This is a genomic window from Saccharothrix sp. NPDC042600, from assembly GCF_040647305.1.
In the GTDB taxonomy this organism is placed as follows: domain Bacteria; phylum Actinomycetota; class Actinomycetes; order Mycobacteriales; family Pseudonocardiaceae; genus Actinosynnema; species Actinosynnema mutabilis.
Map to the genome: position 1 here is coordinate 1 of NZ_JBEZBW010000151.1, position 13,980 is coordinate 13,980.

Annotated in this window: 11 protein-coding genes; 2 read left to right on the plus strand and 9 right to left on the minus strand. The window is 72.0% G+C overall.

Annotated features, from left to right (window positions below; all coding sequences use genetic code 11):
• The first annotated feature begins 493 nt into the window (after nt 1-493).
• Nucleotides 494-1,009 carry an ANTAR domain-containing protein gene (locus AB0A74_RS40235; protein WP_358258129.1) on the plus strand — a complete coding sequence of 172 codons (516 nt, stop codon included), beginning with the start codon at nt 494-496 and terminating at the stop codon, nt 1,007-1,009.
• On the opposite strand, the gene treZ is transcribed toward AB0A74_RS40235, so the two are convergent.
• The 6 genes from treZ to AB0A74_RS40265 form a co-directional block, all read right to left on the minus strand.
• Nucleotides 994-2,688 carry a malto-oligosyltrehalose trehalohydrolase gene (gene treZ / locus AB0A74_RS40240; protein ID WP_358258131.1) on the minus strand — a complete coding sequence of 565 codons (1,695 nt, stop codon included), beginning with the start codon at nt 2,686-2,688 and terminating at the stop codon, nt 994-996. The genes AB0A74_RS40235 and treZ overlap by 16 nt on opposite strands.
• Nucleotides 2,685-4,850, minus strand: coding sequence for a malto-oligosyltrehalose synthase (gene treY, locus AB0A74_RS40245; protein WP_358258133.1), 2,166 nt, complete (start codon nt 4,848-4,850; stop codon nt 2,685-2,687). The genes treZ and treY overlap by 4 nt, the downstream gene beginning before the upstream one ends.
• Nucleotides 4,847-6,970: a glycogen debranching protein GlgX gene (gene glgX, locus AB0A74_RS40250; protein WP_358258135.1), complete on the minus strand. Its 2,124-nt coding sequence runs from the start codon at nt 6,968-6,970 to the stop codon at nt 4,847-4,849. Before glgX ends, treY begins: the two co-directional genes overlap by 4 nt.
• A 43-nt stretch (nt 6,971-7,013) precedes the next feature.
• Nucleotides 7,014-7,352, minus strand: coding sequence for a hypothetical protein (locus AB0A74_RS40255; protein ID WP_343934928.1), 339 nt, complete (start codon nt 7,350-7,352; stop codon nt 7,014-7,016).
• Between the two features lie 88 nt (nt 7,353-7,440).
• Nucleotides 7,441-9,360, minus strand: a complete 1,920-nt coding sequence (gene malQ, locus AB0A74_RS40260) for a 4-alpha-glucanotransferase (protein WP_358258137.1) — start codon at nt 9,358-9,360, stop codon at nt 7,441-7,443.
• Between the two features lie 75 nt (nt 9,361-9,435).
• Complete coding sequence (locus tag AB0A74_RS40265; RefSeq protein ID WP_358258145.1) at nt 9,436-10,353, minus strand: LacI family DNA-binding transcriptional regulator; 918 nt, start codon at nt 10,351-10,353, stop codon at nt 9,436-9,438.
• Nucleotides 10,354-10,465: 112 nt separating this feature from the next.
• On the opposite strand from AB0A74_RS40265, the gene AB0A74_RS40270 reads away from it, so the two are divergent.
• On the plus strand, nt 10,466-10,924 hold the full coding sequence (locus tag AB0A74_RS40270; RefSeq protein WP_358258147.1) for a peroxiredoxin: 459 nt from the start codon (nt 10,466-10,468) through the stop codon (nt 10,922-10,924).
• 47 nt (nt 10,925-10,971) lie between these two features.
• Here AB0A74_RS40270 and AB0A74_RS40275 read toward each other — a convergent pair whose 3' ends face one another.
• The 3 genes from AB0A74_RS40275 to AB0A74_RS40285 form a co-directional block, all read right to left on the minus strand.
• Nucleotides 10,972-11,547: a TetR/AcrR family transcriptional regulator gene (locus AB0A74_RS40275; protein ID WP_358258139.1), complete on the minus strand. Its 576-nt coding sequence runs from the start codon at nt 11,545-11,547 to the stop codon at nt 10,972-10,974.
• Between the two features lies 1 nt (nt 11,548).
• On the minus strand, nt 11,549-12,496 hold the full coding sequence (locus AB0A74_RS40280) for an LLM class F420-dependent oxidoreductase (RefSeq protein ID WP_358258141.1): 948 nt from the start codon (nt 12,494-12,496) through the stop codon (nt 11,549-11,551).
• 68 nt (nt 12,497-12,564) lie between these two features.
• On the minus strand, nt 12,565-13,401 hold the full coding sequence (locus AB0A74_RS40285) for a M23 family metallopeptidase (protein ID WP_358258143.1): 837 nt from the start codon (nt 13,399-13,401) through the stop codon (nt 12,565-12,567).
• Nucleotides 13,402-13,980: the final 579 nt, after the last annotated feature.

The window sequence follows — 13,980 nt, forward strand, 5'->3', positions numbered from 1 at the left end:
CCTCGGTTCGTCCCCCGTACGGCCTGGGCGCAGCCCAACCGCGCTTCGCTCCTCTTCGCAACCAGCTTTTCCGGTTGCGAAGAGGAGCGAAGGGTGGTTGCCTCCGGCAGGCCGTGCGGGGGACGAACCGACGCCCTTCCACCCCCGGGGGCCTGCCCGCCGGCGAGGCGCTTTTGATCTTGAGAGCGCGCAGCGCGACCACGCCCGAGAGCGCGTCAGCGCGTCAGGCTTGAGGAAGCGAAGCGCATCGGAGACCAGCGGAGCGTCAAGAGAAACCGCAGGTCAAAGTCAAGGAGGACCCTCCGGTTTTCGCGGAAGCCCGGCCTCTACTACGGTGATCGTCTACGCGGTTGAAAAGCCAGCCGCAAGCCAACCGGCGCCCGGTACCCCCGAGGCGCCTGGTCAGCGTCACAGCTGTGGGCTTGCGGGGCTGGCACCGCATGTCCGTCGCACGCGCTGACCACGAGTTTCGACGTGCGAGAGGAGCCCGACCGTGGTCGGGGACGACGGACTGGACAACACGCTCGCCGCGCGGATCGCCAGCCTGGAAGCGGAAGTGGCGGGACTGCGCCGAGCGGTGCAGACCCGCACCGTGATCGGACAGGCCACGGGCCTGATCGCGGCCGTCCAGGGGTGCACGCCCCAGGAGGGCTTCCGACTGCTGGTCAGCATGTCGCAACACCACAACGTCAAGTTGCACACCATCGCCGTGCAGCTGATCGACCTGGCCGCCGAACTGGGCGCGCGTCGGGCGGTTCGGGCGGTGCACCGGACCGCGTTGCCGAACGGGCAGCCCGAGCACTCCGAGTGGCCCGGGGTGGAGGAGGTGGTGCAGGCCGCGCGGAGCCTCGTCGCGGCCTACGACGCCGCGAACGACGCGGTGGCCCCGTTGCCGGAGGTGCGAAGACACCTGGCCGACCAGGTCAGCCTGGCCGGCCGGCTGCTCGCGGAGAAGCTGGCCGAGGTCGGCTGGCTCCCGGAACACCGCACGCCTCAACCGGACAACTGAACCACCGCGAACGACTCGGCGGGCAGGTGCGCGACCTGCCCGACGACCTTCGCCTCGGCGGAGGCGAGCAGCACCTCGCCCGGTGCGGGCAGCTCGACCTCCGCGGCCCCGCCGAGGTTGCCCACCACGCGCAACGACCCCCGGTGCAGGACCAGCGCGTCGCCGACGACGTCGACCCGGAAGCGGTCCAACCGGGGGTCCGCCAGCTCCGGCCGGGACCGGCGCAGCGCGATGAGCGACCGGTACAGCTCCAGCACCGACCGGTGCGGTTCGCGCTCCGGCTCGTCCCACCGCAGGGTGGACCGCTCGACGGTCGCCGGGTCCATCGGGTCGGGCACCTCCGACTCGCCCCACCCGTGCCGCGCGAACTCCCGCCGCCGGCCCGTCCGCACCGCCTCGGCCAGCTCCGGGTCGGGGAAGGACGCGAAGAACTGCCACGGCGTGCCCGCCGCCCACTCCTCCCCCATGAACAGCATCGGCGTGAACGGCGAGCAGAACACCAGCGCCGCGCCCACCGCGAGCCGCCCCGGCGACACCGACGCGGACAGCCGGTCCCCGACCGCCCGGTTGCCGATCTGGTCGTGGTTCTGCAGGTAGGCCAGGAACCGGTAGCCGGGCAGCCGCTTGTCCACCGGCCGCCCGTGGTGGCGGTGCCGGAACGACGACCAGGTGCCCGCGTGCAGGAAGACGCCCTCCAGGGTCTGCGCCAACCGGCCCTCGAAGTCCGGGTAGTAGCCGAACGTCTCGCCGCTCAACGCCACGTGCAGCGCGTGGTGCAGGTCGTCGGCCCACTGGGCGTCCAGCCCGTACCCGCCCGCCTCGCGCGCCGTCACCAGCCGCGCGTCGTTGAGGTCCGACTCGGCGATCAACGTCAACGGCCTGCCCAACCCGGCCGACAACGCGTCCACCTCGGACGCCATCTGCTCCAGCACGTGCACGGCGCTGCGGTCCACCAACGCGTGCACGGCGTCCAGCCGCAACCCGTCCACGTGGTAGTCGCGCAACCAGCTCACCGCGTTGTCCACGACGTACCGGCGCACCTCGTCGGCGTCCGGCCCGTCGAGGTTCAGCCCAGGACCCCAGTCGTTGCGGCCCGCGAAGTAGGGCCCGAACCGGTCGAGGTACGCGCCCGAGGGCCCGAGGTGGTTGTAGACCACGTCCAGCAGCACGGCCAACCCGCGCCCGTGGCAGGCGTCCACGAACCGCTTGAACCCGTCCGGCCCGCCGTACGGCTCGTGCACCGCGCCCCACAGCACGCCGTCGTAGCCCCACCCGGCCGTGCCGTCGAACGCGTTCACCGGCATCACCTCGACGTGCGTGACGCCCAGGTCCACCAGGTGGTCGAGCTTCTCCAGCGCCGAGTCGAACGTGCCGCCCGGCGTGAACGTGCCGATGTGCAGCTCGTAGATCACCGCGCCCTGCAACGGCCGCCCGGTCCACGCCGAGTCCGTCCACTCGAAGGCCGAGTGGTCGTAGACGCGGGACGCCCCGTGCACCCCGTCGGGCTGCCACCGCGAACGGGGGTCGGGCAGCGCCTCGCCGTCGAGCACGAACGCGTAGTCCGTGCCCTCGACGGCCGAGAACCACCACCCCCCGTCCCCGGCGGTCATCTCGTGGTCCTGCCCGTCCACCCGCACCTGAACACGATCACGAGCAGGCGCCCACACCGAGAACGTCACGAATCTCCTCGCACCAGCAGTGCCACGGGGTAGTGGTCCAGCATCTCGCCCAGGTGCCCGCGCGCGGGCCGGGACGTCAGCACGTCGGTCCAGTCGCCGGGCGGCAGCGGCAGCACGGTGTCGCGCCACCCGCCGCCCGCCGCCAGTCCCACCGGCAACCGCGTCGCCACCGCGACCAGACCGGTCCGTTCGAACGCCACGACGTGCTTCGCCGCCGGCCCGGACGCCCACAACGGCCGGTACCCGCGGAACAGCTCCGGCCGCTCCCGCCGCAAGGTCAACGCCCGGTGCACCACCAGCAGCTTGGCCGCCCCGGAGTCGTCCACCGCCGGCAGCCACCCGTCCCGGATGCGCGCGAGCAGCCGTCGCCGCACGTCGTAGTCCACCGGCCGCCGGTTGTCGGGATCGACCAGGGACAGGTCCCACAGCTCCGAACCCTGGTAGACGTCCGGCACGCCCGGCGCGACCAGCTGCACCAGCTTCTGGCCCAGCGCGTTGGACCAGCCCGGCGCGACGACCCGCTCGGCGAACGCCGCCACGTCCCCGCCCAGCGGGCTGTCCAGCACCCGCGTGGGCCAGGCCGCGACCGCCGCCTCGAACTCCTCGTCGTGGTCGATCCACGTGGTGCGGACCTTGGACTCCTTGGCCGCCTTGTCCAGGTAGGCGGCCATCCGGTCGGCGGTGATCGGCCACGCGCCCACCAGCGACTGCCAGGCCAGCATGTTCAGCGCGGGCTCGTCGATGCCGCACTCGGCGGTCCACCGGCGCACCGCGTCGGCGAACTCGTCGGGGATCTCGGCGAGCACCGCGAGCCGCGCCCGCACGTCCTCCGACCGCTTGGTGTCGTGCGTGGACAGCGCGGTCATCGCCGCCGGCGACCCGGCCTCGCGCGCCGCCGCCCGCCGGTGGAACTCCTCGACCGGCACGCCGAACCGGTCCGGCGCGCCGCCGACCTCGTTGAGCGCCACGAACCGGCTGTACCGGTAGAACGCGGTGTCCTCGGTGCCCTTGGCGACGACCATCCCGGAGGTCTGTTGGATGCGGGTCGCCAGCTCCCCGTGCGGGTCGGCCCGGACCTGTTCGTCCAGCGCCCGCACCGCCGGGCAGGTGCACGCGGCCACCGCCGCGTCCCACGCGTCGCGCCCCTCCGGCAGGTAGGACCGGTACACCGGGAACGCGACCATCACCTGCGCCACGGCCTCTTCGGCCAACGCCCGGTCCGGGTGGTCCACCAACGCCGCGATCCGCTTCACCTCGGCCCGCAGGATGCCGCGCGCGACCAGGTCCCGGCACTCGTGCTCGACGGCGGGGAAGTCCGTCGCCACGCCCGACTCCGCCGCCAGCGCGGTGAACGGGCCCTCGCCCGCCGGGTCCACGAACAGCCCGCACACCTCGCGCAGCGCGTCGTAGCCGGTGGTGCCCTCGACGGGCCAGGACGCCGGCAGCGCCTCGTCCACGCCCAGGATCTTCTCCACGACCACCCAGCACCCGGCGCGCCGCTTGAGCAGCCGCATGTACGCGCCGGGGTCGGCCAGCCCGTCCGGGTGGTCCACGCGCAGCCCGGTGACCTCGCCCGCCGCGACCCAGCGCAGCACCTCGCCGTGCGTGGCCTCGAAGACCTCCGGGTCCTCCACCCGCACGGCCGCCAGCGTGGTGATGTCGAAGAACCGCCGGTAGTTCAGCTCGGCGTTGCCGCGCCGCCAGAACACCAGCCGGTAGTGCTCGTGCTCCTCTTCCTCCTCGGGCGAGCCCGCGAAGGGCAGCAGCAGCTTGCCGGAGGACCAGTCCACGTCGAAGTACTTCGCGTACCTCGACTCCCGCCCGTGGGCGAGCAGGTCGGACCACCACGGGTTCTCCGGTCCGGTGGCCATGTGGTTGGGCACGATGTCCACCACCAGCCCGAGCCCGGCCCGCCGCACCGCCTTGGCCAGCGCCTGCCGGCCGGCCTCGCCGCCGAACTCCTCGCGCGCCCTGGTCGGGTCCACCACGTCGTAGCCGTGCGTCGAGCCCGGCACGGCCTCCAGCAGCGGTGACGCGTAGAGCGCGCCCACGCCGAGCGCGTCGAGGTAGTCCACGACGGCCTCCGCGTCGGCGAAGGTGAAGTCGGGGGTGAACTGGATGCGATAGGTCGAGGCGGGTGCTCCCCGGTCCGGGGCGGTCATTCGACGCCCGTCCGCTGGAGCACCAGCAGGGACCGCGCGGGCACGGTCACCGTGCCGCCGGCGGGCACCGGCTCGCCGGTGTCCGGTTCGCGCACCACCCCGGCGAAGGTGTCCACCACGACCGTCCACTGCGGACCGTAACTGTCATCCGGAAGAGTGATTTCGATGTCTCCGTGGTGGGCGTTGAACACGAGCAGGAACGAGTCGTCGAGCACGCGCATGCCGCGCGGGTCCAGGTCCGGGATGCCCTCGCCGTTGAGGAAGACGACGACGCAGCGGCCGAAGTCGTCCTCCCAGTTCTGCTCGGTCATCTCTTCGCCCGAAGGTGTGAACCACGCGATGTCGCGCAGCTCGTCGCCCTTGCGGATGGGCTTGCCCTGGAAGAACCGCCGCCGGCGCAGCACCGGGTGGGCCCGGCGGAACGCGGTGAGCGCGGAGGTGAAGTCGAGCAGGTCCTTGTTCTTCTCGACCAGCGTCCAGTCGACCCAGGACAGCTCGTTGTCCTGGCAGTAGGCGTTGTTGTTGCCCTGCTGGGTGCGGCCCAGCTCGTCGCCGTGCAGGATCATCGGGACGCCCTGCGACAGCAACAGCGTGGCGAGCAGGTTGCGCCGCTGCCGGGCGCGCAGGTCCAGCACCTCGGGGTCGTCGGTCGGCCCCTCGACGCCGCAGTTCCACGACCGGTTGTCGTCCGCGCCGTCACGGCCGTCCTCGCCGTTGGCGTCGTTGTGCTTGCGGTTGTAGGACACCAGGTCGGTGAGGGTGAACCCGTCGTGCGCGGTGACGAAGTTGACCGACGCGTACGGGCGGCGGCCGTCGTCCTGGTACAGGTCCGACGAGCCGGTGACGCGCGAGGCGAACTCGCCCAGCGTCGCCGGTTCGCCGCGCCAGAAGTCGCGGACGGTGTCGCGGTACTTGCCGTTCCACTCCGTCCACAACGGCGGGAAGTTGCCGACCTGGTAGCCGCCGGGTCCGACGTCCCACGGCTCGGCGATCAGCTTGACCTGGCTGACCACCGGGTCCTGCTGCACCAGGTCGAAGAACGTCGACAGCCGGTCCACGTCGTAGAACTCGCGGGCCAGGGTGGCGGCGAGGTCGAACCGGAACCCGTCCACGCGCATCTCGGTCACCCAGTAGCGCAAGCTGTCCATGATCAGCTGGAGGGTGTGCGGGCTGCGGACGTTGAGCGAGTTGCCGGTGCCGGTGTAGTCCATGTAGTACTTCGGCTCGTCGTCCACCAGCCGGTAGTAGGCCTGGTTGTCGATGCCGCGCATGGAGATCGTCGGACCGAGGTGGTTGCCCTCGGCGGTGTGGTTGTAGACCACGTCGAGGATGACCTCGATGCCCGCCTCGTGCAGGGCGCGGACCATGCCCTTGAACTCCTGCACCTGGCCGGCCTGGTCGGGTAGCGCCGCGTAACCGGCGTGCGGCGCGAAGAACCCGATCGTGTTGTAACCCCAGTAGTTGCGCAGTCCCTTCTCGGACAGCCCGTGGTCGGTGATGAACTGGTGCACCGGCATCAGTTCGACCGCGGTCACGCCGAGCGACTTCAGGTGCTCGATCACCGCCGGGTGCGCGAGGCCCGCGTAGGTGCCGCGCAGCCGTTCGGGCACCTCGGGGTGCAGCATGGTCAGGCCGCGCACGTGGGTCTCGTAGATGACCGACTCGTTGTAGGGCGTCTTGGGCGGCCGGTCGTTGGCCCAGTCGAAGAACGGGTTGACCACGACCGACAGCGGGACGTGCCCGGCGGAGTCGAGGTCGTTGCGCTCGTCGGGCTCGCCGAACGGGTAGCCGAACAGCGACTCGTGCCAGTCGACGCCGCCGGTGATCGCCTTGGCGTAGGGGTCGATGAGCAGCTTGTTCGGGTTGCACCGCAACCCCTGCTCCGGGTCGTACGGGCCGTGCACGCGGAATCCGTAGCGCTGGCCGGGGCCGACGCCGAGGAGGTAGCCGTGGTGGACGAAACCGTCCACCTCCGGCAGCCGCACGCGTTCCTCGGTGCCGTCCTCGTCGAACAGGCACAGCTCGACGTACTCCGCCACCTCGGAGAACAGGGTGAAGTTGGTGCCGACGCCGTCGTAGGCCGCGCCGAGCGGGTAGGGCGTTCCGGGCCAGGGTCGCACAGTGCTCCTCCGGGACGAGCGGGTCAACCCCTACCGTTCTAGATCATGCCCTGCCGGAGTGCGACCGGACGAGCTGTCCGCGGGCCGCGACCAGCAGGAGTCTCGCCTCCTGCAACTCGGCGTACCGCAGGTGCTCGCAGGCGGCCTCGGCGCAGGCCACGGCCCTGCCGTAGGCGTCGTCGGCGCTGGCGCCGTCGACCGTCCGCAGGGCTTCGCGGAGAGACTTCTCGGCGGCGTGGGCGCCGGCCAGCGGGTCGGTGAGGTGTGACGGGCGGACGGCCGCGAGGACGCGCTCGACGGCGAGTTCGAGGACGTCGGCGGGGGCCGGGGAGATCATCTGTTCGGGCACCAGCCCGGTGCGGGACACCAGCTCGGTGTTCACGGGTGAATGCCACCTCCAACCGTTGCGCGGGTGACGGCTTGACGATACCCCGCGGATGCGGGAACCGCGGTGACGAGAGTGTTTCCGGTCATCGACGGAGCACCTCCGCGACCCGGAGGACGCGCGCGTCGGTGAACAGGCCGGCGACCCGGACCGGCAGCGGGATGCGCCAGTTCGGGTACTGGTCGACGGTGCCCGGGAGGTTCGGCTGGCGGACCTCGCCGAGGGCGTCCTGGGGCGATGTGAGCAGCAGCAGGGACGGTGCCTTCGCTAGTAGGGCGTGCAGCGCGGTAACCAGGTCATCGGCAGGGACACCTTCCCGCTTGAGCAGTTCTTCGAGTTCGGCGCGCTCGGTGGCGGCAGCCCGGTATTCCCCCTCGACGTCACCTTCAAACGGCCCCAGTTCGGCTCGCACCCGAACGTGTTCGGCGCGCAGGAAACCGGCGGCCGTGGGGAGGTCGTGGGTGGAGACGCTCGCCATCGCGGTCGGGGTCCAGGTGTGCGGCGGCTTGAGCGGGTGGCCGGGCTGCTTGTAGTCGCGCTGGAACCACAGGACGGCGGAGCTGAGCATGCCGTGCGCGTGCAGCTGCTCGGTGACCTTGGGCTCGACCGTGCCGAGGTCCTCCCCCACGACGACGGCGCCCGCCCGGTGCGCTTCGAGCGTGAGGACGGCCAGCATCGCGTCGGCGTCGTAGCGCACGTACGTGCCGCGCTTGGGCGGTTCGCCGGGCGGGATCCACCAGAGCCGCCACAGCCCGGCGACGTGGTCGATGCGGATGCCGTCGCCGTGCCTGAGCACGCTGCGCAGGACCGCGCGGAACGGCTCGTAGCCCTGCTCGGCGAGCCGGTCGGGCCGCCACGGCGGCAGGTTCCAGTCCTGGCCCAACTGGCTGAACGCGTCCGGCGGCGCGCCGACGCGGACGTCGGGGGCGAAGGCGTCGCGGACGGCCCACGTGTCCGCGCCGCCGGGGTGCACGCCGACGGGGAGGTCGTGGACGATGCCGACGGCCATGCCGCCGGCGGCTTCGCGGGCGGTGGCGAGCTGGGCTTCGCAGAGGTGCTGGAGCCAGGCGTGGAAGGCGACCCGGTCGGGGTCGGCCTGGGCGGTGGCGGGGTCGCGGTCCTGCTCGGGCCAGGTGCGCCAGTCGGGGCCGTGCTTCTCGGCCAACGCGCAGAACCGGGCGAAGTCGCGCAGCTCGCGGCCTCCGGCCCCCGTCTCCATTGTCGCATTCGGGTACGACATTCCGGCTGAGCCGCCCCCGGGGGTCATTCTCCCATCCGGGTGCGACAGGCTCTCCCACAGCAGCTCCAGGGCGGCCTTCTTCGCCGTCCAGACCGCGTCGTAGTCGATCAGGTCCGTGTCGTTGTCCGGGCGCAGGGCGTCGACGCGGCGTCGGGTCTCGTCGTCGGCCCGTCGGTAGGCGTCGGTGTCGGCGATCCGCAGGTAGAGCGGGTTGGCGTAGCGGCGGCTCGACGGCGAGTACGGCGACCGTTCCACCGGGACGGTCGGGCTGACCGCCTGCACCGGGTTGACCAGCAGCACGCCCGCGCCCAGCTCGGCGGCGCTGCGGCGGGCGATGGTGGCCAGGTCGGCGAAGTCGCCCATGCCCCACGACTCGTCCGAGCGCATGGCGTAGAGCTGGAGCATCCAGCCCCACGTCTTCGGCACCGGCGGCAGGGCGCGCGGCGCGACGATCACCGTGCGGTCACCCAGTCGGTGGTAGCCCGACGGGGGCACGGCGGGCAGGTCGAGCGTGCCGCCGTCCTCCAGGGTGAGGGTGCCCGGCTCGTCCAGGCGGTCGCCTTCGCGCAGCACGACCGTCCTCGGCGCGGGTCTGGGCGCGTCGAGGGCGGCTCGGACCGCTTCCGGGGTCGAGGCATCGACCCCCAGTTGGGCGAGCACCGCCACCACGACGTCGGGATCGACGTCCGCCCGCTTCTGCTCCGCGTCCTCGTACCAAGTCGCCACGCCGTGCGCGTCGGCCAGTGCCGCAAGCTGGTCGTCCACGTGGGACAGCTTCGTCTCACCCGGTGCGCGCCGGCCAGGCGGGGTGGTGCTGGTCACCCGATGGTCGCAGGCGGTTCACCTCGGGGCGGTCGATTCCCGGACCACCAGGTGCACCGACGGCGGCCTGGCGTCGTCGGCCTCGCCGCGCAGCGCGGCCAGCAGCTGCCCGACGGCGTGCTCGCCGCGTTCCCGCCACGCGCCCTCGACGGCCGTGATGCCGACCGCGCTGACCAGGTCCGGCCCGTCCAGGCTGACGATCGACACGTCACCGGGCACGTCCCGCCCGTCGCGGCGCAGCCGCAGGAACACGCCCAGCGCCACCTGCCCGCTCCCGCACACCACGGCGGTCGGCAGCCGGTCGCCGTCCAGCAGCACGTCCACCACCTGCTCACCGCCCGCGACCGTCGAGGACGACCACAACGTCCACTCCGGACGCACGCTGAGCCCCTCGGCCACCAGCAGCTCGTCGTAGGACTCGTCCACGTCCTCGGGCAGCACCAGCGCGACGTCCCGGTGGCCCAGTTCCAACACGTGCCCGGCGGCCAGCCGCAGCGCCTCGCGCAGGTCGTCGTCACGCACCGCGACCAGCGGCAGGTCCAGTGCCCCGATCGCGTGGGATTCTTCGTCGGTCAGTGTGACCGACAACGCCAGCACGCCGTCCACCCGACGCCCGAGCGGCGGCAGTTCCTCGAAGAACCGCGCCCGCGCCTCCGCGTCGCGCAGCACGTAGAGCAGGACGTCGTACCCGGCCGCGCGCAGCGCGCCCTCGGCCCCGGCCAGCAGGTCCCCGCGCCCGACGTCGGCGGTGAGCACGGCGACCGCGTACTTGCGCCCGCCGGCGAGGCTGGAGGCGTCGCGCGCGATGGCGTACCGCATCCGCTTGGCCACCTCGGTGACGTAGCGGCGGGTCGCCTCGGACACCCCGGGCTCGCCCCGCAACGCCCGCGACACGGTCGCCGCGGACACCCCGGCGGCCCGCGCCACGTCGGACATGCTGGTCAACTCACACCTCCCGGCCTGGCTACGAGCCTAGCGAGAACCGTACGGTGGACCGCGGGCGAACACCCTGAGGAACGTGATCGACACCCTGTGGGAAGGACCGAGCATGCGACCAGGCGACACCGCGCCCGACTTCACCCTGCCGGACCAGGACGGCACCCCGACGAGCCTGGGCGACCTGCTCGCGTCCGGCCCGGTGGTCCTGTTCTTCTACCCGGCCGCGATGACGGCGGGCTGCACGGCGGAGAGCTGCCACTTCCGGGACCTGGCGGCGGAATTCGCGGAGGTGGGCGCCCAACGCGTGGGCATCAGCCGCGACCCGGTGGCGAAGCAGAAGGAATTCGCCACCCGCCACACGTTCGACTACCCGCTCCTGTCGGACGAGGACGGGACGGTGGCCGAGCACTTCGGCGTGAAACGCCGTTTCGGCCCACTGCCCGTCAAGCGCCACACTTTCGTCATCGACACCGACCGCACGATCCTGGACGTCATCAAGTCCGAATTCGCCATGGCCGCCCACGCGGACAAAGCCCTGGCCACCCTACGGGCGCACGTCAAGGACTGAATCGCAGGAAAGCCCGCATCCCTCCCTTGCCCGGAAATCCGGGAACATCACGGGCGCAGGCCCGCCAACACGAACTCGGCGATCTCGGTGGCCAGTCGCTCCGGCGATTTCGGACCGTCCGGCCGGTACCAGGTCGGCAATTGGTTCACCACACCCAACGCGATCAACACCGCCGTGTCGGCGGGCACGCGGGAACTGAAACTGCCGTTCGCCTGCGCCTTTTCCACCACCGCGCGGAAAGTCTCGTGGTAACGGCGGCGCTCGGCGCGGAAAGCCGCCATCCGCTCGGCGTCGAGCCGGTGCATCTCGCGCACGAACACGGCGGTCTCGTCGACGCTCTCCGCCGTCGTCTCCACCAGGCTCACGATGATCCGCCGCACGGTCGTCGCCGCGTCCTCGCCCGCCGCGACGATCCGGTCCAGGTCGGCCATCTGCCGGCCGATCAGCGACCGGTAGATCTCGAACAGCAGGTCGTCCTTGGAGCCGAAGTAGTGGTAGAGCGCGCCCTTGGTCACCGAGGCCGCCTCGACCACCTCCTGCACGGTGGTCGCGTCGAACCCCTTCGCGGCGAACAGGCGGACCGCCGCGTCGACGATCCGCTCGGGCGTCGTCTTCCGGGCCACGTCAGGCCCCCGGCGCCAAGGCCCGCACCAGGTCGAGCTGGTCGGCGCCCGTGGGCAGCACGGCGATGACCGGCGTGTCCACGCCGTTGGCCGCGTACTCGGCGACCCGCGCGCGGCAGTGGTCGACGCTGCCGTGCACGACCAGGTCGTCCACCACCTCGTCCGGGATCACCTCGGCGGCCTTGCGGCGGTCGCCCGCCTGCCACGCCTCGTGCATCGGCCGCAGCAGCTCGCCGCGCCCGAGCCAGTCGTGGAACGCCGCGTACGCGGGGACGGTGAGGTAGGTGCTGATGAGCATCCGGCCGAGGCCGCGCGCGGCTTCGGCGTTCTCGGTCGGGCACACGAAGATGCGCGCCGCGAGTTCCTTGTCGCCCAGCTCGGCGCGGACCTTCGGCACGTCTGCCGCGCCGAGCCAGTTGGTGATGGCGCCGTCGGCCTCGCGGCCCGCGAGGCGGAGCATGTTCGGGCGCAGGGCGGCGAGCATGATCGGCACGCGGCGCTCCGGCGCGCGTTCCAGCCGGAACCCGCGCACGGCGAACGTGTCGTACTGCTCGGTGACCTTCTCGCCCGCGAGCGCCGCCTTGAGGAAGCGCAGCGTGTCCCGCGTCCGCTTGAACGGCTCGGTGAACTCGACCGCGTTCCAGCGCTGGACGATCGCCGGCGACGACGACCCGATGCCGAGCACGAACCGGTTGCCCGACACCTCGGCCAGGGTCGCCGCCGTCATGGCGAGCGTCGCGGGGCCCCGCGTGTAGACGGGGGCGATCGCGGTGCCCAGGCGCAGGTCCGACCACTGCGCGGCCAGGGCCAGCGGGGTGAACGCGTCGGTGCCCGCCGTCTCGGCCGACCAGATGTCGGTGTAGCCGAGGTCGCCGAGCTCGGCCACGAGCTCGCGGTGGTCGAGCACGGGAACGCCGACCAACGGCAGCGTGATTCCCCAACGGCTCACGGTTCGCCTCCGTCCACTTCGGGTGACGGGGCCAACCGTACCTCAGGTACCGACCAGTCGGTATGTGGTCAGAGGGAGATGCCGCGCTCGCGCAGCCAGCCGACCGGGTCGATCTTCTGCGAGCCGTTCAGCCACACCTCGAAGTGCAGGTGCGGGCCGGTGGACTGGCCGCGGTTGCCCATGGTCGCGATCTGCTGACCGGCGGCGACCTGCTGGCCCTCGCTGACCAGGATCTCGTTCACGTGGCCGTAGATGGTGACCGTGCCGTCGCCGTGCTGGACCCGGACCCACAGCCCGAAGCCGCTGGCCGGACCGGCCTCGATGACCACGCCGTCCATCGCCGACAGGATCGGGGTGCCGATGGAGTTGGCGATGTCCACGCCGTAGTGGGTGGTGCCCCACCGCGCGCCGAAGCCGGAGGTGAACGAGCCCTCGGCGGGCTTGGCCACCTTGGGCCGGCGGGCGGCCTCCTCGGCGGCCTTCTTGGCGGCCTGCTCCGCGGCGACGCGCGCCGCCTCGGCCGCGGCGGCCTCCTGCTGGCGCTTCAGCTCCGCCTGGCGGGCCGTGTAGCCGTTGGAGGCGTGCTGGATGGCCAGGCCGACGTGCTGCCGGGCGATCAGGCCCTCGGAGCGCATGAGCTTCGCGGCCTCCAGGCCGGGCTCGATCTCGTGCCGGGTGTGGATCGTGGTGTGCGCCGCCTCGGGAGCGCCGGACACCGCGATCGCGGCGGCCAGGTCGGTGCTGGCGGCCAACGGCGTGATCTCGGTGCCGCCGCTGGTGGCGCCGACACTGGCCAGGGCGCCGAGCGCCACGACGGCCGCGACCTTGCCGGAAACGGGCTTTCTGTCATCCTCCGCGCGGTGCGCACCACGCTTGCCGGTGGCGCTCGGGCGCGTGCTGAACACGCTGCGACCACGGGCCTTGGTATGCCGTGCCAAAGGTATGCCTTCCTTGCATCGGGGAGCCCGGTCGGGACGCCTGGCGGGGGATCCAGGAGGCGGCGCTTTCGGGGAGCGACGCCGTGTCCCTTTGGTGACCGAACCGTGACATGCGGCGGGGAACGTAACCCGTGGTGATGAGCGAAGGCAACCCATCGGGCCGCGACTAGCGCGATTTGGTGAGATAACCCACTGATCGTCACTGTGCGTGATGTAGTACACGCGCGTTCCGCAATTCGCCGTTATAAATGCCTGGTCAGCGGGGTGGAGCCAGCGTAACCGGGTGGGGGTTGGGGTGGGGTGCCGGTGGGTGCCGGTGGTGGCGGGCGGGGCGGTGTCAGGGTGGGTGTTTGGGCTGGTCCGGCGCGGTACCAGTGGGTGGGTCGGGGGTGGGCCGGAACTGGATCGAGTAAGTCGGGTTTCGCCGGGGCGGCGGTCGGGTAAGTGAACGGGCTCATCGGCGACCCGGCCGGGGGGTGTGGGGCTGCGCGGGGCGAGGCGCGGGACTGTGTCCGGGGCGGGCGGTGTGGGGCGGCGGATGCGCGG

Bases quoted from the DNA above. Each gene is read 5' to 3' on its own strand.
- treY (WP_358258133.1), bottom strand. From the start codon at position 4,850: ATGACCGCCCCGGACCGGGGAGCACCCGCCTCGACCTATCGCATCCAG.
- AB0A74_RS40265 (WP_358258145.1), bottom strand. From the start codon at position 10,353: ATGTCCGACGTGGCGCGGGCCGCCGGGGTGTCCGCGGCGACCGTGTCG.
- AB0A74_RS40270 (WP_358258147.1), top strand. From the start codon at position 10,466: ATGCGACCAGGCGACACCGCGCCCGACTTCACCCTGCCGGACCAGGAC.